Below are 19,875 nucleotides of genomic sequence, written 5' to 3'. Positions count from 1 at the left end.
GGGGGGGCGAAAGCCCCCCCGTTTTCTTTGCGGCTTGATGCGACCTGTGAGGAACCGGTCCCACCGTGTCACGTGGGCTTGCCCCGCGCCGGTCGAACGGATAGGCAAGGTCGGAACTGACAATTCGGATATCTGGAATGAGCGCGCCCAAGAGCATTGTCTGGCTCGCGTCCTACCCCAAATCGGGGAACACTTGGACGCGGATATTCATGGCGAACTATTTTGCCAATCAGAAAACGCCGCTGTCCATCAATCAGGTGAACAAATTCGGATTTGGTGACTCTGGTGCATCTATGTATAGCAGGATCGCCGGACGGGAGGTTGATCCGAAAGATAAGAAAGAAATTCTAAGTTTACGCCCCCGTGTTCTTAGCGCCATCGCCAATAATGGCGCATCAATCAATTATATCAAGACACACAACGCGAATGCAGTTGCATTCAGGGATGATCTTATCCCGCCACAGTTGACTCGATGTGCAATCTACATCATCCGAAATCCGCTCGACGTCTCGTTGTCGTTTGCGAAGCATTTTGGCCATACGGTTGAGCGAGCAGTGGAGCTCATGTCACGCGACGATTTCCTAATAAGGGCGACAAATGAATATGCAACGGAATTTGTGGGATCATGGTCTGGGCATGCTGCGAGTTGGTGCGCGCGGAGTCGAATTCCCGTGCGTGCATTCCGTTACGAGGACATGTTAGCAAGGCCGCACGATAGTTTTGCCGCAATGTTAAAACACGCAGGTATTCCTGTAGATCCGGATAGACTGGACAAGGCCGTGCGCTTCGCGAGCTTCGATGAGGTTTCCAAGCAGGAGGAGGAAGAGGGCTTTGTGGAGAGGTCCGAAAACGCGGATCGGTTCTTCGCATATGGCAAAGTTGGCCGCTGGAAGACTGAGCTTGCGTCTAAGCTGGCGAAGCGGATACGCAGGGATCACCGCGATGTCATGAAGAAATTCGGATACTTGGAATGAACGCGCCCAAGAGCATTGTCTGGCTCGCGTCCTACCCCAAGTCGGGGAATACCTGGACGCGGATCTTCCTGGCCAACTACCTGATGAATGCCGACCGTCCGGTGCCCATCAACCAGGTACATCGGTTCGGCATGGGCGACTCCATTGCCAAGACGTATCATATGGTTGCCGGTCGGCAGATCGACGTCAGCGACTATCGCCTGACGCTCAGCTTGCGTGAACGCGTGCTGGGTGCAATCGTGGCCAACAAGGCCGACATCAACTTCGTCAAGACCCACAACATAAACGGCGCGGCGCTCGGCGTGCCGCTGATCCCAGAAAAATTCACTCGCGCGGCGATCTATATCATCCGCAACCCGCTGGACATGCTGTTGTCCTATGCGCGTCACTACGGCATGAGCCACGAGGAAACCGTTACCGCACTGACGCGGATCGAGCATTCCAACGCCGCCGATGAAACCACCGTCACCCAGTTCCTGGGCACCTGGTCGGGGCATGTGCAAAGCTGGACCGCAAGATTGCCCTATCCGGTGCTGACGGTGCGGTACGAGGACATGCTGGAAAAGCCGCAGGAAAGCTTCGGTGCCATGCTGGAACATATCGGCATGCCGGTCGATCCTGCGCGGCTAGAAAAGGCGATCCGTTTTTCCAGCTTCGATGAGTTGTCGAGCCAAGAGAAAAAAGGCGGTTTTGTCGAAAGCTCGCCCAAGAACGAACGCTTCTTTTCCCGCGGCAGCAGCGGCCAGTGGCACACCGAATTGGCGCCCAAGCTGGTAAAGCAGGTCAAGCGTGATCACCGTAAGGTCATGAAAAAATACGGATATCTTGATGACTAGCCCCATGCCTAACCTGCGCCGCATCATCTGGCTGGCCTCTTATCCCAAGTCCGGAAACACTTGGATGCGCAGCCTGCTGGCGCACTATTTCATGCCGCCGGGGCAGGCGCCCGACATTAACAACCTGCGCCGTTTCACCACCGCCGATGTGCGGCAGGATTTCTTTGACGCCGCCGCCGGTCGCCCCTTTGCCTCCAAAAGCGTGAAAGAGTGGCTGCAGGTGCGCGACAAGGCGGTGCGCCTGATCGCCGCCTCGAAACCGGGGACGCATTTCGTCAAGACCCATTGCCAGGCGGTGCAGTACATGGGCCATGACCTGATCCCGCCGGCGGTGACCGCCGGCGCGGTCTATATCCTGCGCAACCCGTTCGACCTGGCGCCGTCATTCGCCCGCCACCAGAGCGCCGATATCGACACCGCCATCGAACGGATGACGAACCCCGAAACGATGATGGGCACAGATACCGGCATCCGAGACGCGATGGGCCGCTGGGACGACCATGTGCGCACCTGGACTTCGGCGCCGGGGCTGCCCTGCCACGTCGTGCGGTACGAGGATCTGCTGAAAAAGCCGGCCAAGGTGATGCGCGGTCTGCTGGATTTCCTCAGCGTCAAGCCCGATGCCGCCAAGCTGGCGCGCGCGATCAAGGCGACGACCTTCGAGGCGATGAAAAAGCAGGAAGAAAAGCACGGCTTTCTCGAACGCCCCGCCGGGATGTCGGCCTTCTTTGCCAAGGGGCAGGCTGGCGTCTGGCGCGAGGATCTGAGCCCGGCGCAGGTGGCGCGCCTGCGCGATGCGTTCATGCCCACGCTGCGGCAATGGTACCCAGAACTGCTGGATGAGACCGCCGACTTCGCCGCCGCCAGCGACAAGGGGTGAAGTTAAGGCACCGAAATCGTTAATAGATTTCGGAACGCTTTCTATTCAGCAAAGCCGTTTCACGGTCGGGCCCGGCGGGCCCGTGTTCTGTCAGAGCGCCGGCAGCCGGTACATCCCGCAGGGCGAAAAGGCGATTGAGCTGCCATCGGCGATTTCACTGGAAAACCGCGCGGCGATGATCCTCAGCGCGGTCTGCCTGCCCTTTTGCACCAAGGCGCGGCGCGGCGGCAGATGTGTCGTGGCCCCGGGCGCCAGCAATGTCTGTGACCAGATCAGCGGATGCAGTTCCTGCAGGTGGTCGGACAGGATCCAGCCCAGGCAGTCATGCAGTTGCGCGCGGGTTGCTTCGGCCCTGCGCGACAGGGGGTTCTTGCGCTGGCAGGGGGCCATGGTGATGGCACAGAATGCGGCGATCTGGTTGACGATGTGCTGGTTGCGCTGCCGATTGATGATGTTGCGCATGCCTTCGATGAAAAAGTCGCTGTCCAGCATCTCGATCACTTCCGGTTCCGCCGCCAGCGCGTCGAAATAGACCCAAGCATAGGCGCCCGCCTGCCAGATATCTTCCGTCTGCATCGCGGTGCGGCGGGCCTCGACCTCCAGCACGCCGGGTTCCTGGCGCCGCAACGGCAGCATGTTCCGCCCTAACGAGCGCATGTGGCGATGGCTTTCGGGGTCGAGCGCGATCAGCGTGGCATAGTCATCGGCCAGCCGGCGGCCGCGATTTTCGCTGGTGGCATTGAGCGCGCAACGGGCAGCCAGGACCGATGGCGCGTCCAGCGCGACACCATCATGGGGCGCCAGCAGCACCTCGGCGCGGGCAAGGTGTTCATGGGCGCGGGTCAGGCTTTCCTCTGGTGCCTTGGCAAAGGCGATGCTGTGCCAGGCCCAGGCGATGTCGAGATGCGCCAGTGCCACCACCAGCGCACAGGCGTAATCGTCGGGCATCTCTTCCAGCACCTCGTCCAGTGCCGCCATGCCCTCGGGGTCGGGCGTGGCCCCGTCATGCAGCGCGTCCTCGGCCGCCGAAACCACGTCTGAGCGCGCGCCGAACGCCAGCAGCAGCGACGCGGTTTCGCCGCCGGGGGTGGTCAGGCGCGTGGCATCGGCATTGCGGATGCGTTGCGACAGTTCGGGCCAGCGATCCTGCCGGGCCAGGCGCTGCCCCTCGTCCTGATGGGTGGCGCGGGCGATCTCTTCGTCCGAGACGGGCAGGGATGGCAGAATGATGCGCTTGGTCAGGGCGTCAAGCTCGCGTTCGGACATCAGGGGCATGCCGCCGGTGCGACCGTGCCCACCCGGTGATCGCGCCAGCATCGTGCGCAGTTTTGCAAAGGCGCCGTTGTGTGAACGCGACCGAAACCCGGATTTAATCATGACCTACCCGCCGATTTTTTAAAAAATAGAAGCTCTAGTGGATGCGGATGTTCTGCCAGCGTATTCAGCCCAAAATGGGGCACGCCGGGGGAGATGGCAGGGAAAAGATGCGACGCGGGCCCCTGCCGGGGCAGGGGCTCTCGCAATGCGTGTGTTGTGCGCGGGGGCCACCCGCCAGGCGCTTGTCTGCGAGCGATTCAGACAGCGCGGATTCGCCCCGCGATCTCGGTCATGTCACGGCTAAGGCCGGGCGTGGCGAGGATTCGGTCAAGCTGCGCCGCGATCAGGTTCTGGCGGCCCTTGTCATAGCGTCGCCATGTCTCGAACGTGGTGCACATGCGCGCCGCCGTCTGCGGGTTCAGCGGGTCCAGCCGAATCAGCCAGTCCGCCAACAGCGCATAGCCCTTGCCCGAGGCATGGTGGAATCCGGCCGGGTTGGCGGCCAGCGCACCCAGAGCCGCGCGGAAACGGTTGGGGTTTTTCATCGTGAAGTCGGGGTGTACGGTCAACGCCTCGGTCAGCGCTGCCGCCTCATCGGGCCGGGCGTTGACGATCTGCAGCGTGAACCACTTGTCCAGCACCAGCCGGTCACCGCGCCACTGATCATAAAACGCCTGCGCCGCCTCGTCGCCCGTGCCGGCCCGCAGCAGGCAGGACAGCGCGGAAAGCTGCAGCGTCATGTTGTCGGCGCTTGCGAACTGATCCGCTGCCGCTGCGCCGCCATCCAGCCGGGTGAGGATGGCCAGCGCGGCATTCGCCAGCGCGCGCGATCCCGACTGTTCGGCGTCCGGGCTGTAGGAGGCGGTGACCTGGTGGCGGGCGAACAGGGTTGGCGCGAGGGTTTTCATCGCCTCGGCGCGGGCGTCGCGCAGCCCTTCCAGCGCTTCCCAGATCGCCTGCGGGTCGGGGGTTTCGCCGGCCTCATGCAGGGCGTGCGCCAACTCGTCCTCGCCCGGCAGGCCAAGCGCCAGCGCGCGGAACGCCGGGTCGAGCGTTTCGTCGCCGGTCAGGCGGGTGATGGCGTCGAGATAGCGCTGATCGGGTGCCGCGCCCTTGCGCAGCGTCGCCAGCAGGCCGGAACGGGCCAGTGCGCGCCCGGCCTCCCACCGGTTGAAGGGGTCGGTGTCGTGGGCCAGCAGAAAGGCGCGCTCGGCATCGTCGGTTTCGCGCTCGACGATCACCGGGGCGGAAAAGCCGCGCAGGATCGACGGAACCGGTCGTGCGCCCAGCCCGTCAAAGGTAAAGCTCTGGCGCGCCTCGGTCATTTCCAGAACGGTGGTTTCCACCACCTCGTCGCCATTTGGCCCCAGCAGCCCCACCGCGATCGGGATGACGCGGGGCGGCTTTTCGTCCTGACCGGGTGTTGGCGGTGTTTTCTGTTCGAAATGAAGGGTATATCGCCCGTCCTTCCAGTCCTCTGTCACCGTCAGGCGGGGCGTGCCGGCGTCGGTGTACCAGCGCTTGAACTGGCTCAGGTCGCGCCCGGTCGTGTCCTCGAACACCTTCAGCCAGTCCTCGACCGTCGCGGCGTCGCCGTCATGGCGGGTGAAATACAGGTCGAGCGCGCGGTAATAATCCTCGTCCCCCACCAGCGTCTTGAGCATGCCGATCAGTTCGGCCCCCTTTTCATAGACGGTAGCGGTGTAGAAGTTGTTGATCTCGACAAAGCTGGCCGGGCGGACCGGATGCGCCAGCGGTCCGGCATCCTCGCGGAACTGGCGGGCGCGCAGGGTGATCACGTCCGCGATGCGTTTCACTGCGGCCGAGCGCATGTCGGCGGTGAACTGGGCGTCGCGGAACACCGTCAGCCCCTCTTTCAGGCACAGCTGGAACCAGTCGCGGCAGGTGATGCGGTTGCCGGTCCAGTTGTGGAAATACTCGTGCGCGATGATGCTCTCGATGCGCTCGAAATTGGCGTCGGTCGCGGTTTCGGGGCTGGCCAGAACGGCGGCCGAGTTGAAAATGTTCAACCCCTTGTTCTCCATCGCGCCCATATTGAAGTCATCGACGGCGACGATGTTGAAAATGTCCAAGTCGTATTCGCGGCCATAAACCTGTTCGTCCCACGCCATCGCCTTTTTCAGGCTTTCCAGGGCAAAGGCGCATTTGCCCTCGTCGCCCGGTCGCACCCAGATGTTCAGCGCCACCTTGCGGCCCGAGCGGGTGGTGAATTCGCCCGGATGCGCCACCAGGTCACCCGCGACCAGCGCGAACAGATAGGCCGGCTTGGGCCAGGGGTCGTGCCATTCGGCAAAACCGGGGCCCGTGGCGCCGGGGTTGCCGTTGGACAGCAGCACCTTTGCGTCGCCCTCAATGCGCACGTCAAAGGGCGCCATCACATCGGGGCGGTCGGGGTAATAGGTGATCTTGCGAAAGCCCTCGGCCTCGCACTGGGTGCAGTACATGCCAGATGACATGTAGAGCCCTTCGAGCGCGGTATTGGCGGCGGGATCGATCTCGACCTCGGCCTGCCAGACAAAGGGGGCGTCGGGCACGGTGCAGGTCAGCCCCTCGGGGGTGATCTCTGGCGTCACCGGCTGCCCGTCGATCATGGCCGAGATCAGGCGCAGCCCCTCGCCATGCAGGAAAAAGCGGCGGTCCGCCGTGTCCGGGTTGGGGCGGAACTCGATGTGCGAGATCACCCGTGTGGCGTGCGGGGCGAGGCGAAAGGTCAGCGCCACCTTGTCGATGCGATAGCCGAAGGGCGAATAATCTGTCAGATGGATCGTCTGCGGTGCGGCGTCGCGCATTGCTCTGGCCTCCGTTGGTTTGCCCGCAGGTGTAGAGCGCAACCGCGCCGGGCTGCAAGAGGGCCGGGGCCGGGTTCTGCAACCGCGCGCGGATGGTTGTGCAACTTTGGATGTTTTCGGCGGGCCTGCGGAAGAGTATGTGAGTAGCTGAAATAGAACAGCAAGAGACCGGCATGACCCGCCCCGTTATCGGAATTATCTCGAACAGTTACGTGATAAATGATGACTATCCCGTCCACGCGGGTGGCAAGATGAATACCGATGCGGTTGCGCAAGTGGCAGGATGCCTTCCGCTGCTTGTTCCCTGCGATCCGCGTTTCGTCACGGTCGAAGAGCTGCTTGAGGTCTGCGACGGCTTCCTGCTGACCGGCGGGCGGCCCAACGTCCACCCCGAGGAATACGGCGATACGCCAAGCCCGGCGCATGGCCAGTTCGACCGTGACCGCGATGCCATTACCCTGCCGCTGGTGCGCGCCTGCGTGGCGCGCGGCCAGCCCATCCTGGGCGTCTGCCGTGGCTTTCAGGAGGTCAACGTTGCACTGGGCGGCACGCTGCACCCCGAGATCCGCGAATTGCCCGGGCGCGATAACCACCGCATGCCGCCCGACGGCACGCTGGAGGAAAAATTCGCCCTGCGCCATTGCGTGCGTTTTACCGATGGCGGCGTCTTTCACCGGCTGATGGGTGAACGCGAGGTGATGACCAACACCCTGCACGGGCAGGGCGTGGTCGAGCCGGGACGCGGCGTGGTGATCGACGGATACGCCCCCGATTGCACGCCAGAGGCGCTGTATGTCGAGGGGGCGCCGGGCTTTACCCTGTCGGTGCAATGGCACCCCGAATATAACGCCGCCGCCGACCCCGTCAGCCGGGCGCTGTTCGGGGCCTTCGGCCAGGCCGCACGTGACTGGCGGGAAGGGCGGGTTGCGCCGGCGCGGCATTCGGCCTGAGGGCTCTGGGGCGCGCTGCGGGTACGCCGTGCCGGCCTAGCCCGGCGCGATCCCCAGTTCCGCCCGCTGCGCCCGTGTCAGCTTGCGCGTGACCATATCGTAGGAGGCCGCGATATGGTCGTGCAGCGCGTCGTCGGACAGGCCGGGCGGCCCGTAAACCTGCAACCATTTCATCCCGCGCGAGGCAAGATAGGGCGCGGGGCGGATGCCGGGCTGGTCCTGCAGCACCTCGTAGGCGATGTCGGAAGCCTTGAAAACAAAGGCATCTGCACCGTCGTTCCAGCCGCAGATGGCAAATATCTTGGGCCCCACCTTCCATACATCCGCATTGCCCCATTGCACGACGTGGTTGCTGCCGGTGAAGGTGGCGCAGAAGGTGTTGAATTCGTCCCGGGTCATGGGGCCTGCACCGGATACGTCTGTGCGGGATCAAGGCGCGCCGCCGCGCGCCGCCAATCATGCAAGCATGTGCCGCACATTCGTTTTCCTTCAGGCATTCCTGTTTCCCTGCCGGTTCGCGGCCAGACTAGCCGACCCGTGCGTGCGCACAAGCCACGCGCGTCGCTTCATTTCGCGTGGACAGGGATTCGCCGGACGGGCATAAGCTGAACCCATGCTGAAATGGATCGACATACCCCCGGTTTGGCTGGCGGCATTCGCCGCGCTGGCCTGGTGGCAAAGCAGGTACCTGGCAATGGGCCTTGGTTTTGGCGGTGCATGGGCCGATTTCGCCGGCGGCGTGCTGGTTGGGGGCGGTGTGCTGTTGATGCTGCTGGCCGCGGCCGAGATGCGCCGCCAGCGCACCACCATCGTGCCGCACCGCGACGCCGGGCGTCTGGTGCAAAGCGGCATCTTCAGCCGCACGCGCAATCCGATCTATCTGGGCGATGTCATGATTTTGGCGGGGCTGATCCTGTCATGGGACGCGGTGCTGTCGCTGCCGCTGCTGCCGATCCTTCTGTGGGTGCTCGAACGCCGCTTCGTCATCCCCGAAGAAAACCGCCTGCGGCGCAAGTTTCGCGCCGATTTCGCGCGCTACTGCGAGAAGGTGCGCCGCTGGGTCTGAACAGCTTGCGCATGCAGATGAAATCCGCTGCAAACAGGGGTGTGACATCCCCTTTGCTATGGGCTAGCTTGCGCGCGGCGGTCGCCGGGGGGGCGACCAAGATCCTGAAGAACCTGAAATGGAGGGATGACGACTTGAAGATCGGAACGCCAAAGGAAATCCTTGAAGGCGAAAACCGCGTTGCAATGACACCGGATTCGGCCAAGGCCCTGCAAAAGCTGGGCTATGACTGCGTTATAGAGACAGGCGCAGGGGTGGGTGCGGGCTTTCGTGATGCCGATTACGAGGCCGCAGGCGTCGAAATCGTCAAGACAGCCGCCGCACTCTTTAAAGAGGCGGACATTGTCGCCAAGGTGCGCGTGCCAACCGAGGCCGAGTTGAAGCGCCTGCGCAAGGGCCAAACGCTGATCACATTCTTCAACCCGGCCGAGAACGAGACCGGGCTTGAACTGGCGGCCAAGAAGGGCGCCAGCGTCATCGCCATGGAGATGGTGCCGCGGATCAGCCGCGCGCAAAAGATGGATGCGCTGTCGTCGATGGCCAACATCGCCGGCTATCGGGCGGTGATCGAGGCGGGCAACAATTTCGGCCGTTTCTTTACCGGCCAAGTGACGGCTGCGGGCAAGGTGCCGCCGGCCAAGGTGCTGGTGGTGGGCGCGGGCGTTGCCGGGCTGGCGGCGATCGGCACCGCGACTTCGCTGGGCGCGATCACCTATGCCTTTGACGTGCGTCCCGAGGTGGCCGAGCAGATCGAATCGATGGGCGCCGAATTCGTCTATCTCGATTTCGAGGAAACCGGCCAGGATTCAGCCGCCACCGGCGGCTATGCTGCGCCGTCCAGCCCCGAGTTCCGCGAAAAGCAGCTTGAAAAGTTCCGCGAACTCGCCCCGGACATGGATATCGTCATCACCACGGCGCTGATCCCGGGCCGCCCGGCCCCCAAGCTGTGGACCGAAGACATGGTCGCGGCGATGAAGCCCGGCTCGGTGATCGTCGACCTGGCCGCCGAACGGGGCGGCAACTGCGACCTGACCAAGCCCGATGAACGCATCGTCACCGACAACGGTGTCACCATCATCGGCTATACCGATTTCCCGTCGCGCATGGCGGCGCAGGCATCGACGCTTTATGCCAACAACATCCGCCACATGATGGACGACCTGACGCCCGAAAAAGACGGCAAGCCGGTCCACAACATGGAGGATGACGTCATCCGCGGTGCGACCGTGACCCATGGCGGCGAGGTGACCTATCCACCGCCACCGCCCAAGGTAAAAGCCATTGCCGCGCCCGCGAAAAAGCCTGCGGAAAAGGAACTGACGCCCGAGGAACGCAAGGCGCGCGAGCTGGCCGAATTCCAGGCCCAGACCAAACGTCAGGTGACGTTGCTGGCCATTGGCGCCGCGCTGGTGCTGGGGGTGGGGCTGATCGCGCCGGCCAGCTTCATGCAGCACCTCATCGTTTTCGTCCTGTCGGTCTTTATTGGCTTCCAGGTGATCTGGAACGTCAGCCACAGCCTGCACACGCCGCTGATGGCGGTCACCAACGCGATCTCGTCGATCATCATCGTCGGCGCGCTGTTGCAGATCGGATCGGGGGCGTGGCTGGTGGTGCTGCTAGCGGCGCTGTCCGTGTTCATGGCCGGGATAAACATCTTCGGCGGTTTCCTCGTCACCCGGCGCATGCTCGCCATGTTCCAGAAATCCTGAGGAGGGCGAGATCATGGAATTGGGATTCACAACTGCCGCCTATGTTGTCGCGGCTGTCCTCTTCATCCTGTCTTTGGGCGGGCTTTCGGGCCAGGAAAGCGCCAAGCGCGCGGTCTGGTATGGCATCGTCGGCATGGGGCTGGCGGTCTTCGCCACGCTGATCGGCCCCGGTTCGGGACTGTGGCTGCTGTCGCTTCTGCTGCTTGCGGGCGGGGGCGCCATCGGCGTTGTCGTGGCGCAGCGGGTGCAGATGACCGAGATGCCGCAACTGGTGGCGGCGATGCATTCGCTGGTCGGCCTGGCGGCGGTCTTCGTGGGCTTCAACGCCCATATCGAGGCCGCACGCGTGGCCGCGATGTCGGCCGTGGATCGGGCCGCGCTCAGCGGTTTTGCCGCGGTGCTGGCGCACAAGACCCCGGTCGAGCTGTCGATCCTGCAGGTCGAGCTGTTCCTCGGCGTCTTCATCGGGGCGGTGACGTTCACCGGCTCTGTGGTGGCGTTCGGCAAGCTGGCCGGCAAGATCACCTCAAAGGCCACCAAGCTGCCGGGCGGGCACATGCTGAATGCCGGCGCGGCAGCGCTGTCGGTCATCCTGTTGCTGGTCTATCTGAACGGTGCGCCGCTCTGGGCGCTGGTGCTGATGACGCTGCTGGCGTTCTTTATCGGCTATCACCTGATCATGGGCATCGGCGGTGCCGACATGCCGGTGGTGGTGTCGATGCTCAACAGCTATTCCGGCTGGGCGGCGGCGGCGATCGGGTTCAGCCTTGGCAATGACCTGCTGATCGTGGTCGGGGCGCTGGTGGGCTCGTCGGGTGCGATCCTGAGCTACATCATGTGCAAGGCGATGAACCGCTCCTTCATCAGCGTGATCCTGGGCGGCTTTGGTGGCGATGGCGGGCCCGCGGCCGAGATCGAGGGTGAGATGGTCGCCATCGAGGCCGAGGGCGTGGCGCAGGCGCTGAACGACGCCGACAGCGTGATCATCGTGCCGGGCTACGGCATGGCGGTGGCGCAGGCCCAGCAGGCGGTGAGCGAGCTGACCGCGCGGCTGCGCGCCAAGGGCAAGACAGTGCGTTTCGGCATCCACCCCGTCGCCGGTCGCCTGCCGGGGCACATGAATGTGCTGCTGGCCGAGGCCAGGGTGCCCTATGACATCGTGCTGGAGATGGACGAGATCAACGACGATTTCCCCCAAACGGATGTGGCGATCGTCATCGGCTCGAACGACATCGTCAACCCGGCGGCGCAGGAAGACCCCAACAGCCCCATCGCCGGCATGCCGGTGCTGGAGGTGTGGAAAGCGCACGACGTGTTTGTGATGAAACGTGGGCAGGGGACCGGTTATTCCGGCATCGAGAACCCGCTGTTCTACAAGGAAAACACGCGCATGTTCTATGGCGACGCCAAGGAAAGCATCACGAAACTGCTTAGCCTGGTCGACTGATCACGGCGCGGCCCCGGCTGCTTGTCATGACCCCCTGGCGCCACCGGCGGCAGGGGATTTTCGTTGCAACGGGGGCGCGTGACGGGCGCGGCGGCAGGCATGCCCCGCGCTCGGCATACCGTTGCATTCATCTAACCCATTGACGAGACAAGATTAATTTCTTTGCATATGCGTGCCGGGGGGCTAGTCTGCCCAAGAATCGCGGGACATCTGACACCATGGCGCCCATCGAAGATCATCCTCTGCGCTATCGGCTGGCCAACGAGCTGCACGCGCGCCCGTTTCCGTCGGTGACACCGCCGGCCACGGCGGCCGTTCTGGCGGTCAAGCGCGAACACGGCGCCGCCGCACGTGATCGCTCGGCGGACCTGGCGCATCTGGCCGCGCTGCTTGACCGTCACGGCGCCCAGCATCCCCAGCCCGGCGCGACGCATTATTCCGGCCGGATCGGGCGGCACATGCTGAAATGGGAAAGCCATACCGAGTTCGTCACCTACACCGCGATGTCCGATGGGCTGAGCGCGCGGCCTTTTGATCCGGCCGATTTCGGTGCCTTCCCCGATGATTGGCTGGCCGAGGCGCCGGGGGTGCGCATGACTTCGGCCCTGATCCGGATCGAACAGACGCAGGACGAAGAGGCGCTTGCCGCGGCGATTTCCGAGTGGTTCGTGCCCGATAGCGTGGCGGTGGCGCGGGTGCTGGACAATGGCGCCATCATCGCCGGCGATTTCCGCATCGACCCGGCCGGGCACCAGCGGTTCCTGATCGCGGTGGCGCGGGGCACCGGGCCGCGCCGGGTGGGCCGGATCATGCAGCGCCTGTGCGAGATCGAGACCTACAAGTCGATGTCGATGCTGGGCTTTGCGAGGGTGCGCGACCTCAGCCCGCGCATGGGCGTGCTGGAAACCCGAATGCGCGCGATGATCGGTGACATGACCGGGGGTGAAAAGCCGGCCGAGGAAACGCTGCCCGACCTGCTGGACATTTCGGCCGAGCTGGAGGCGATGGCGGCGCAGGCCTCGTTCCGCTTTGGCGCGACCGAAGCCTATGACCGGATCGTCGCGCAACGCATCGAGGTACTGCGCGAGGAACGCTTTCATGGCCGCCAGACCTTTGGCGAGTTCATGATGCGCCGGTATGAGCCGGCGATGCGCACCGTGCGCTCGGGCGAGGCGCGTCTGCAGGCGCTGGCCGACCGGGCACAGCGCGCGGCGGAACTGTTGCGCACCCGCGTCGATGTGGAATGCAGCGCCCAGAACCAGGCGCTGCTGGCCAGCATGGACCGGCGCGCCGACCTGCAACTGCGGCTGCAAAAGACGGTCGAGGGGCTTAGCGTCGTGGCGATCAGCTACTACGCGGTGTCGCTGGCGGGGTATCTGCTTTATCCGTTGACGGATGTGCTGGGCATCAGCAAGGGCATGATCACGGCGGCGGTCACGCTGCCGGTGGTGGCACTGGTGTGGTTCCTGGTGCGCCGGATCAGGGCGAAGTTCCACTAGGCATCGGGTTTCTGGGGGCCAGCCCCCAGACCCCCGGGGTACTTGCAACCAGAAAGAAGCGTGTCGCCTTCTGGCTTCTTTCTGGTTGGCAATACCCCGGCCGGAGGCAGCCCGCGCCGGCGCCGGGTCATTGCCGCCGCTGCGCCACCCATTTCGCCCATTGGGCCCGGGTGCCGCCAAAGGCGTTAAGGTCGACATCGCCGCCGATGCCGCGCACGATGCCGGTGCCGCTGTATTGCCAGAAATGCCAGTGCTGGCCGGGATAGACCTCGGCCAGCGGCTTGGCGACCGAGCGCAGCCAGAATTCGGCCCTGACCCGGCCCAGGGCGTTTTCACGATAGAATTGCGGTGTGGTATAGACGATCGGGCGCTGGCCGTAATGGCGTTCCAACCGGTTCAGGAAGACGTTCATCTCCCGGCGCACCACCGCCGGTGCGGGGCGTTTCTGGCAGGTGGGCGAATGCGGGTTCCATTCCATGTCCAGGACCGGCGGCAGGGCACCCGCCCCGCGCGGCACGTTGCGGATGAACCAGCGCGCCTGCGTCCGGGCGTCGGTGCAGAAGTAATAGAAATGATAGGCCCCCCGCAGCACGCCCGCCCGCGCCGCTGCCCGCCAGTTGGGGCCGAATGCCGGGTCGATCAGGTCGCCGCCCTCGGTCGCCTTGATGAAGGCAAAGTTCACGCCCGCGCGTGCCGCCGCGTGCCAGTCGATATCGCCCTGAAAGCGCGACACGTCGATGCCGTGGACCGGCAGGCGATGCGGGACATCGCGGCCGAAATCCACCGGGTCACGATCGTCGAAGGCCGCGGCGCGGGTCGAAAGATGCATCTCTTGCGCGGTGGCGGGGGGCGCTGCCCAAGCCGACGCCATCGTCAGCAACAGGGCCAGACGGGCGAGGGCGGTGCGTGGCATGGGGCTTATCCCCCTGGTGGGCGCTGCGATACGAAGGCGAGGTTGTTGGCGGGCATTTCCGCCACCTCGACGGGCCGCAGCCCTGCGGCCTGCAACCAGTCTACGACATCGGCGTCGTTCTTGTATCCAACCTCAGGGTCGGCGGCCTGCAAACTGGCGTGAAACCGCGCATCGCCATCAGATGTGGCGACGTCGCCGCGCAGGAACGGGCCATAGAGCACGCACAGCCCGCCGGGGGCCAGCGCCGCCGGCAGTTCCGCCACCAGCGTGCGCGCCTCTGCCTCGCTGATGAGGTGCAGCAGGTTGACCAGCACGATCAGGTCGTGCCCGGCGTGATCTGCGCCCCAGCCCGGCTTGCTGGCGTCGAGGGGCCGCGCCGGGTGCAGGTTTGGCAGGTTCTTCGTGGCCGCCCACGCGTCGATACTGGCCAGCCGTTCGGGGGCCACGTCCGTTGGTTGCCATGTCAGGTTGGGAAAGGCCGCGGCAAAGGCAATCACATGCTCGCCCGTGCCGCTGGCCAGTTCGAGCGCCCGGCCCGAGGGCGGGGCGTGACGGCGCAGCAACTCGGTGATGGGCCCGATGTTGCGCGCCGCCGAGGGAGCCGACAGCCGCGTCCCGTCCGCGTTCGGAAACGCGACAGAAGCGGTTTCGGCAGGCACAGGGCGGCGCGTCATCGGTGTCTTACTGCGGGATTTCGCCGGTGATGCCCTCGACATAGAAATCCATGCCCAGCAGGGTGCCATCATCGGCAATCTCGCCCTCGGCCAGCCAGTCGCTGCCGTCCTGGCGCTTCAGCGGGCCGGTGAAGGGATGATATTCGCCCGATGCGATCGCCGTCTTGAGCGCCAGCGCCTCTTCCTTCACCTCGGCGGGCACAGCGTCTGATATCTCGCCGATCTCGACCATGCCCTCATCTATACCGTGCCAGACCTGCTGCGATTCCCAGGTGCCGTCGATCACCGCGCGGGTGCGGGCGACGTAGTAGGGGCCCCAGCTGTCGATGATCGAGCTGACGCGCGGCATCGGCGCATATTCGGCCATGTCAGAGGCCTGGCCGAAGGTGATGATGTCGCCCGCCTTTTCAGCCGCGGCCTGCGGCGCGGTGGAATCGGTGTGCTGCAGGATCACGTCGGCGCCCTGTTCGATCAGCGCCTGGGCGGCGTCGGCCTCTTTCGCCGGGTCGAACCAGGTAAAGGCCCAGATGATCTTGAACTCGACATCGGGGTTGACCTTGCGGGCATGGATATAGGCCGCGTTGATGCCGCGAATGACCTCGGGGATGGGGTAGGAAGCGATGTAGCCGACGATGTTCGACTTGGTCATACGGCCGGCGATGTGGCCCTGCACCGCGCGGCCCTCGTAAAAGCGGGCCGAATAGGTCGAGACATTGTCGGCGGTCTTGTAGCCGGTGGCGTGCTCGAACCGCACGTTCGGGAACTTTTTGGCCACCGCCAGCGTCGCATCCATGAAGCCGAACGAGGTGGTAAAGATCAGGTCCGCGCCCTTGAGCGCCATCTCGGTGATGGCGCGTTCGGCGTCGGCGCCTTCGGGCACGCTTTCGCGGTAGACGGTTTCGACGGCGTCGCCGAATTCGGCTTCGACTGCTTGCCGCCCCCGGTCGTGTTCATAGGTCCAGCCGCCATCGCCGACCGGGCCGACATAGATGAAACCGACGCGGGTCTTTTCGGCCGCGCCCGCCGCGCCTGCCAGCCCGAGCCCCAGCGCAACGGCCGCGCCGGCAAGGAATTTGGTGATGGTCATGGATGGTCCCCCTGTCATCGAAGAGATGTGGATGATGCGCCTCAGCCCGAGGCATGGAATACGCGCCCCAAAGAGCCGGGCGCGCGCGAGCGGTTGGCCGACATGATGACCAGCACGAGGATGGTGATCAAGTAGGGCGACATGGAAAGATATTCGACCGGGATGGCGACGCCCGCGGCCTGCAGGTTCAGCTGCAGTACGCTGACCCCGCCGAATAGCCACGCCCCCAGCACGACGCGCCCCGCCCGCCACGAGGCAAAGACCACCAGCGCCAGCGCGATCCAGCCGGCGCCGGCGGTCATGCCCTCGGTCCATTGCGGCACCCGCACGAGGCTGACATAGGCCCCGCCAAGCCCGGCGCAGGCCCCGCCAAAGAGGATGGCCAGGATGCGCACCCGCACAACCTTGTAGCCCAGCGCATGAGCGGCGTCGTGGTTCTCGCCCACCGCGCGCAGGATCCGACCCGAGCGGGTGTATTTCAGCCCCGCCCACACCGCGACGACCAGCGCCAGGCCGAGATAGACAACGATGTCGTGGGAAAAGAGCACCGTACCGAAAAAGGGCAGATCGCCCAGCGGACCAAGGTCGAGATGCGGCGTCGGCGGCGGCTTGATGCCGACATAGCCCTGGCCCAGCAGCGATGACAGCCCCAGGCCGAAAAGCGTCAGCGCCAGCCCGCTGGCGACCTGGTTGGCCAGCGCGAACTGCGTCAGCCCGGCAAAGAGCAGCGCCAGCACCGCTCCCCCGCCGGCGGCGGCCAGAAAGCCCAGTCCGGGCGATCCGGTCTCGACGGCCGCTGCAAAGCCGCAGATGGCGCCGGTGATCATCATCCCCTCGACCCCGAGGTTCAGAACCCCGGCGCGTTCGACCACCAGTTCGCCGATGGCGGCCAGCAGGATTGGCGTCGCCGCCACCAGCAGCGCCGCCAACAGCAGCGCGGGGTCGATGTGGCCCAGGTTCATGGTGCCACCTCGGGCGTGCGCAGGCGCAGCCGGTAATTGGTCAGCAGGTCGACCGCCAGCAGAAAGAACAGCAGCATGCCCTGGAACACCTGGATCGCCGCCGCCGGCAGGCCGAGGTCGGATTGCGCGATCTCGCCACCGATATAGGTCAGCGCCATCAGCAGCCCCGCCAACAGGATGCCTAGCGGATTGAGCCGGCCGAGAAAGGCCACGATAATGGCGGTGAAACCGTAGCCCACGTTGAAGTCGATGCTGACCTGCCCCGAGGGGCCGGAAACCTCGAACATGCCCGCCATGCCGGCCAGCGCCCCGGCGGTGCCAAGGCAAAAGAGCACCAGTCGCGCCGGGCTGACCCCGGCAAAGCGCGCCGCGCGGGGCGCCTGGCCGGTCAGGCGGACGCGAAAGCCCAGGATGTGGCGTTGCAACAGCACATGCGCCGCGATCACCGCGCCAAGCGCGGCGACCACGCCCCAGTGCATGCCGGTGCCGGCAATGATCTCGGCGTTATGGGCGGCGGCGTAGTCCTGCAGGTTGCGCGAGCCGGGAAACCCGAAGCCATCGGGGTTCTTGAGCAGGCCCAGCGACATCTGCGCCAGCAGTTGCTCGGCGACATAGACCAGCATCAGCGACACGAGGATCTCGTTGGTGCCGAACCGGATCTTCAGCAGTGCCGGGATCATCGCCCAGGCCCAGCCGCCCAGCGCCCCCGCGACCACCATCAGCGGAAAGATGTACCAGGCGTCGAGCGGGTAAAAGGCAAGCCCCACGCCGGCCCCGGTCAGTGCGCCGATGATGTATTGCCCCTCGGCGCCGATGTTCCAGATGCCGGCGCGAAACCCCAGGCTGAGGCCGACCGCGATCAGGATCAGCGGCGCGCCCTTCATCAGCATCTGCGGGCGGTAGTAAAAGGCGAACTCGCCGAAAAGCGGCTCCCAGAATATGGTGCGTATCGCCGCGACGGGGTTTTCACCCAGCGCCGCGAACAGCGCGCCGCCCGCGATCATGGTGATCGCCACCGCCAGCGGCGGGGTGAGCCAGGTCCAGAACCGCGAGGGTTGGGGGCGCCGTTCGACCCTCAGCATGGGGTCGACCCCCAGTGATCTGGGTATTTGTGACCAGAAAGAAGCGGGTGGGGGTCAGACATGCGCCACCTCCATGCCGTGGGCGCCGCCCATCATCAGGCCGATTTCCTCGGGCGTCAGGCTGGCGGCGTCGCGGATGTCAGACAATCGCCCCTCGTTCAGCACCCCCAGCCGGTCGGAGATTTCCATCAGCTCATCCAGGTCCTGACTGATGCAGATCACCGCCGCGCCCTTGGCGGCGAGGTCGATCAGCGCCTGCCGGATTGCGGCGGCGGCGGCGGCGTCGACGCCCCAAGTGGGTTGATTGACGACCAGAACCTCGGGGCGTTGCAGCACCTCGCGGCCGATGACGAATTTCTGCAGGTTGCCGCCCGACAGTGCCCGGGCCGCCGTGTCGGGGCCGGGCGTGCGGACGTCGAAACGCTCGATGATGCGGCTGGCAAAGGCGCGCATCCGTTCGCGGCGCAGGAACCCGCGCGCGACCAGCCCCTCGCGCTGGGCGGCGCTCAGCAGGGTGTTTTCGGACAGGCTCATCTCGGGGGCGGCGGCGTGGCCCAGGCGTTCCTCGGGCGCGCTGAGCAGCCCCAGCCGCCGCCGCGCCGCCGGCCCCAAGCGGCCGATGGGGCGCCCCTGCAGGCGGATGGCGTCGGCGGGCGTGCGCAGTTCGCCCGACAGCGCGGCCAGCAATTCGTCCTGGCCGTTGCCCGCCACCCCACCGATGCCGAGGATTTCACCCTTGCGCACGCTCAGATGGATGTTGCGCAGGCTGGTGCCGAACGCGGCGGGCGAGGCCACCGACAGCCCGGACAGGTCAAGCGCCACATCCCCCGGCGTGCCGGCCAGGCGGGCAGGGGCGGCAAAGGCGGCCCCGACCATCGTTTCGGCCATTTCCCGGGCCGAGGTTTCCGCCGGGCGGCAGGTGCCCACGACGCGCCCGCGCCGCAGGATCGTGGCGGTGTCGCACAGAGCGCGGATTTCGTGCAGCTTGTGCGAGATATAAAGGATCGCCACCCCTTCGTCCCTGAGCTTGCGCAGGGTCTGAAAAAGGATCTCGACCTCCTGCGGGGTCAGCACCGAGGTGGGTTCGTCCATGATCAGCAGGCGCGGGTCCTGCAACAGGCAGCGCACGATCTCGACCCGCTGGCGTTCGCCCGCCGACAGGTCGCCGATGATGCGGCCGGGATCGAGCGGCAGGCCATAGCTTTCCGATACCGCGCGGATGCGCGCGGCCAGATCGCGCAGGCGGGGCGGGCGTTCCATCCCCAGCGCCACGTTCTCGGCCACGCTCATCGCCTCGAACAGCGAAAAATGCTGGAACACCATCGCCACCCCGGCGGCGCGCGCGGCGCGTGGTTCGGCCGGGGCATAGGGCTGCCCGTCCAGCGCCATGTGGCCGCTGTCGGGTTTCACCAAGCCATAGATCATCTTGACCAGGGTCGATTTGCCGGCGCCGTTCTCGCCCAGCAGGGCGTGTACCTCGCCGGCGCGGATGCCCATCGACACGCCGTCATTGGCCAGCACGCCGGGATAGGCCTTGCTGAGGTCCGTCAATGTTAGCAGGTCGGCTGGCACCCGGTTGTGATCCGATCGCATACTCTGTCCCTTGTCATCTCTCCCTAGCCCAGTGGCGCGGGGGTGGGCAATGGCCTAACGACCGGTGCGGGGCCGC

Annotated in this window: 17 protein-coding genes; 8 read left to right on the top strand and 9 right to left on the bottom strand. The window is 65.2% G+C overall.

Going from position 1 to position 19,875, the window contains the following annotated elements:
* The first annotated feature begins 137 nt into the window (after positions 1 to 137).
* The 3 genes from DL899_RS00140 to DL899_RS00130 are packed head-to-tail and all read left to right on the top strand — an operon-like array spanning position 138 to position 2,690.
* Entirely contained in the window at positions 138 to 974 is an 837-nt protein-coding gene (locus tag DL899_RS00140; protein WP_111731740.1) for a sulfotransferase domain-containing protein, read from the top strand.
* Positions 971 to 1,810, top strand: a complete 840-nt coding sequence (locus DL899_RS00135) for a sulfotransferase domain-containing protein (protein WP_111731739.1) — start codon at positions 971 to 973, stop codon at positions 1,808 to 1,810. The genes DL899_RS00140 and DL899_RS00135 overlap by 4 nt, the downstream gene beginning before the upstream one ends.
* Positions 1,803 to 2,690: a sulfotransferase domain-containing protein gene (locus DL899_RS00130; RefSeq protein WP_239494546.1), complete on the top strand. Its 888-nt coding sequence runs from the start codon at positions 1,803 to 1,805 to the stop codon at positions 2,688 to 2,690. Before DL899_RS00135 ends, DL899_RS00130 begins: the two co-directional genes overlap by 8 nt.
* Before the next feature lie 90 nt (positions 2,691 to 2,780).
* Here the strand turns inward: DL899_RS00130 and DL899_RS00125 are convergent, their stop codons facing one another.
* Together DL899_RS00125 and pepN are read right to left on the bottom strand one after the other, a co-directional pair.
* Complete coding sequence (locus DL899_RS00125) at positions 2,781 to 3,956, bottom strand: hypothetical protein (RefSeq protein WP_162685443.1); 1,176 nt, start codon at positions 3,954 to 3,956, stop codon at positions 2,781 to 2,783.
* A gap of 308 nt (positions 3,957 to 4,264) precedes the next feature.
* The gene (pepN, locus tag DL899_RS00120) at positions 4,265 to 6,817 is read right to left on the bottom strand and encodes an aminopeptidase N (protein WP_111731736.1); all 2,553 of its coding nucleotides are present in this window, start codon (positions 6,815 to 6,817) and stop codon (positions 4,265 to 4,267) included.
* Positions 6,818 to 6,990: 173 nt separating this feature from the next.
* Between pepN and DL899_RS00115 the strand changes: the two genes are divergently transcribed.
* A complete protein-coding gene (locus DL899_RS00115) occupies positions 6,991 to 7,767 on the top strand; it encodes a gamma-glutamyl-gamma-aminobutyrate hydrolase family protein (protein WP_111731735.1) in 777 nt (258 codons plus the stop codon).
* A 36-nt stretch (positions 7,768 to 7,803) separates the two neighbouring features.
* Here the strand turns inward: DL899_RS00115 and DL899_RS00110 are convergent, their stop codons facing one another.
* Complete coding sequence (locus tag DL899_RS00110; protein WP_111731734.1) at positions 7,804 to 8,166, bottom strand: MmcQ/YjbR family DNA-binding protein; 363 nt, start codon at positions 8,164 to 8,166, stop codon at positions 7,804 to 7,806.
* Between the two features lie 217 nt (positions 8,167 to 8,383).
* Here DL899_RS00110 and DL899_RS00105 point away from each other — a divergent pair, with 217 nt between their 5' ends.
* The 4 genes from DL899_RS00105 (at position 8,384) to DL899_RS00090 (ending at position 13,488) form a co-directional block, all read left to right on the top strand.
* The gene (locus DL899_RS00105) at positions 8,384 to 8,833 is read left to right on the top strand and encodes a methyltransferase family protein (protein WP_111732060.1); all 450 of its coding nucleotides are present in this window, start codon (positions 8,384 to 8,386) and stop codon (positions 8,831 to 8,833) included.
* A gap of 134 nt (positions 8,834 to 8,967) precedes the next feature.
* Complete coding sequence (locus DL899_RS00100; RefSeq protein WP_111732059.1) at positions 8,968 to 10,542, top strand: Re/Si-specific NAD(P)(+) transhydrogenase subunit alpha; 1,575 nt, start codon at positions 8,968 to 8,970, stop codon at positions 10,540 to 10,542.
* 13 nt (positions 10,543 to 10,555) lie between these two features.
* A complete protein-coding gene (locus tag DL899_RS00095) occupies positions 10,556 to 11,989 on the top strand; it encodes an NAD(P)(+) transhydrogenase (Re/Si-specific) subunit beta (protein WP_111731733.1) in 1,434 nt (477 codons plus the stop codon).
* A 218-nt stretch (positions 11,990 to 12,207) separates the two neighbouring features.
* The gene (locus DL899_RS00090) at positions 12,208 to 13,488 is read left to right on the top strand and encodes a DUF3422 family protein (RefSeq protein ID WP_111731732.1); all 1,281 of its coding nucleotides are present in this window, start codon (positions 12,208 to 12,210) and stop codon (positions 13,486 to 13,488) included.
* 127 nt (positions 13,489 to 13,615) lie between these two features.
* Here DL899_RS00090 and DL899_RS00085 read toward each other — a convergent pair whose 3' ends face one another.
* From DL899_RS00085 to DL899_RS00060, 6 genes are read right to left on the bottom strand one after another with little or no spacing between them, the layout of a single operon-like run.
* Positions 13,616 to 14,401 carry a glycoside hydrolase family 25 protein gene (locus DL899_RS00085; protein WP_111731731.1) on the bottom strand — a complete coding sequence of 262 codons (786 nt, stop codon included), beginning with the start codon at positions 14,399 to 14,401 and terminating at the stop codon, positions 13,616 to 13,618.
* Positions 14,402 to 14,406: 5 nt separating this feature from the next.
* Entirely contained in the window at positions 14,407 to 15,075 is a 669-nt protein-coding gene (locus DL899_RS00080; protein ID WP_111731730.1) for a DUF938 domain-containing protein, read from the bottom strand.
* Positions 15,076 to 15,082: 7 nt separating this feature from the next.
* Complete coding sequence (locus tag DL899_RS00075; RefSeq protein WP_111731729.1) at positions 15,083 to 16,162, bottom strand: BMP family ABC transporter substrate-binding protein; 1,080 nt, start codon at positions 16,160 to 16,162, stop codon at positions 15,083 to 15,085.
* Positions 16,163 to 16,203: 41 nt separating this feature from the next.
* Positions 16,204 to 17,124, bottom strand: coding sequence for an ABC transporter permease (locus DL899_RS00070; RefSeq protein WP_111731728.1), 921 nt, complete (start codon positions 17,122 to 17,124; stop codon positions 16,204 to 16,206).
* The gene (locus tag DL899_RS00065) at positions 17,121 to 18,206 is read right to left on the bottom strand and encodes an ABC transporter permease (RefSeq protein WP_111731727.1); all 1,086 of its coding nucleotides are present in this window, start codon (positions 18,204 to 18,206) and stop codon (positions 17,121 to 17,123) included. Before DL899_RS00065 ends, DL899_RS00070 begins: the two co-directional genes overlap by 4 nt.
* A gap of 54 nt (positions 18,207 to 18,260) precedes the next feature.
* Positions 18,261 to 19,799, bottom strand: a complete 1,539-nt coding sequence (locus DL899_RS00060) for an ABC transporter ATP-binding protein (RefSeq protein ID WP_420820946.1) — start codon at positions 19,797 to 19,799, stop codon at positions 18,261 to 18,263.
* Positions 19,800 to 19,875 lie beyond the last annotated feature (76 nt).

The organism is Roseovarius amoyensis, assembly GCF_003260265.1.
Lineage (GTDB): Bacteria > Pseudomonadota > Alphaproteobacteria > Rhodobacterales > Rhodobacteraceae > Roseovarius > Roseovarius amoyensis.
This window is presented reverse-complemented; position numbering and strand designations above follow the sequence as displayed.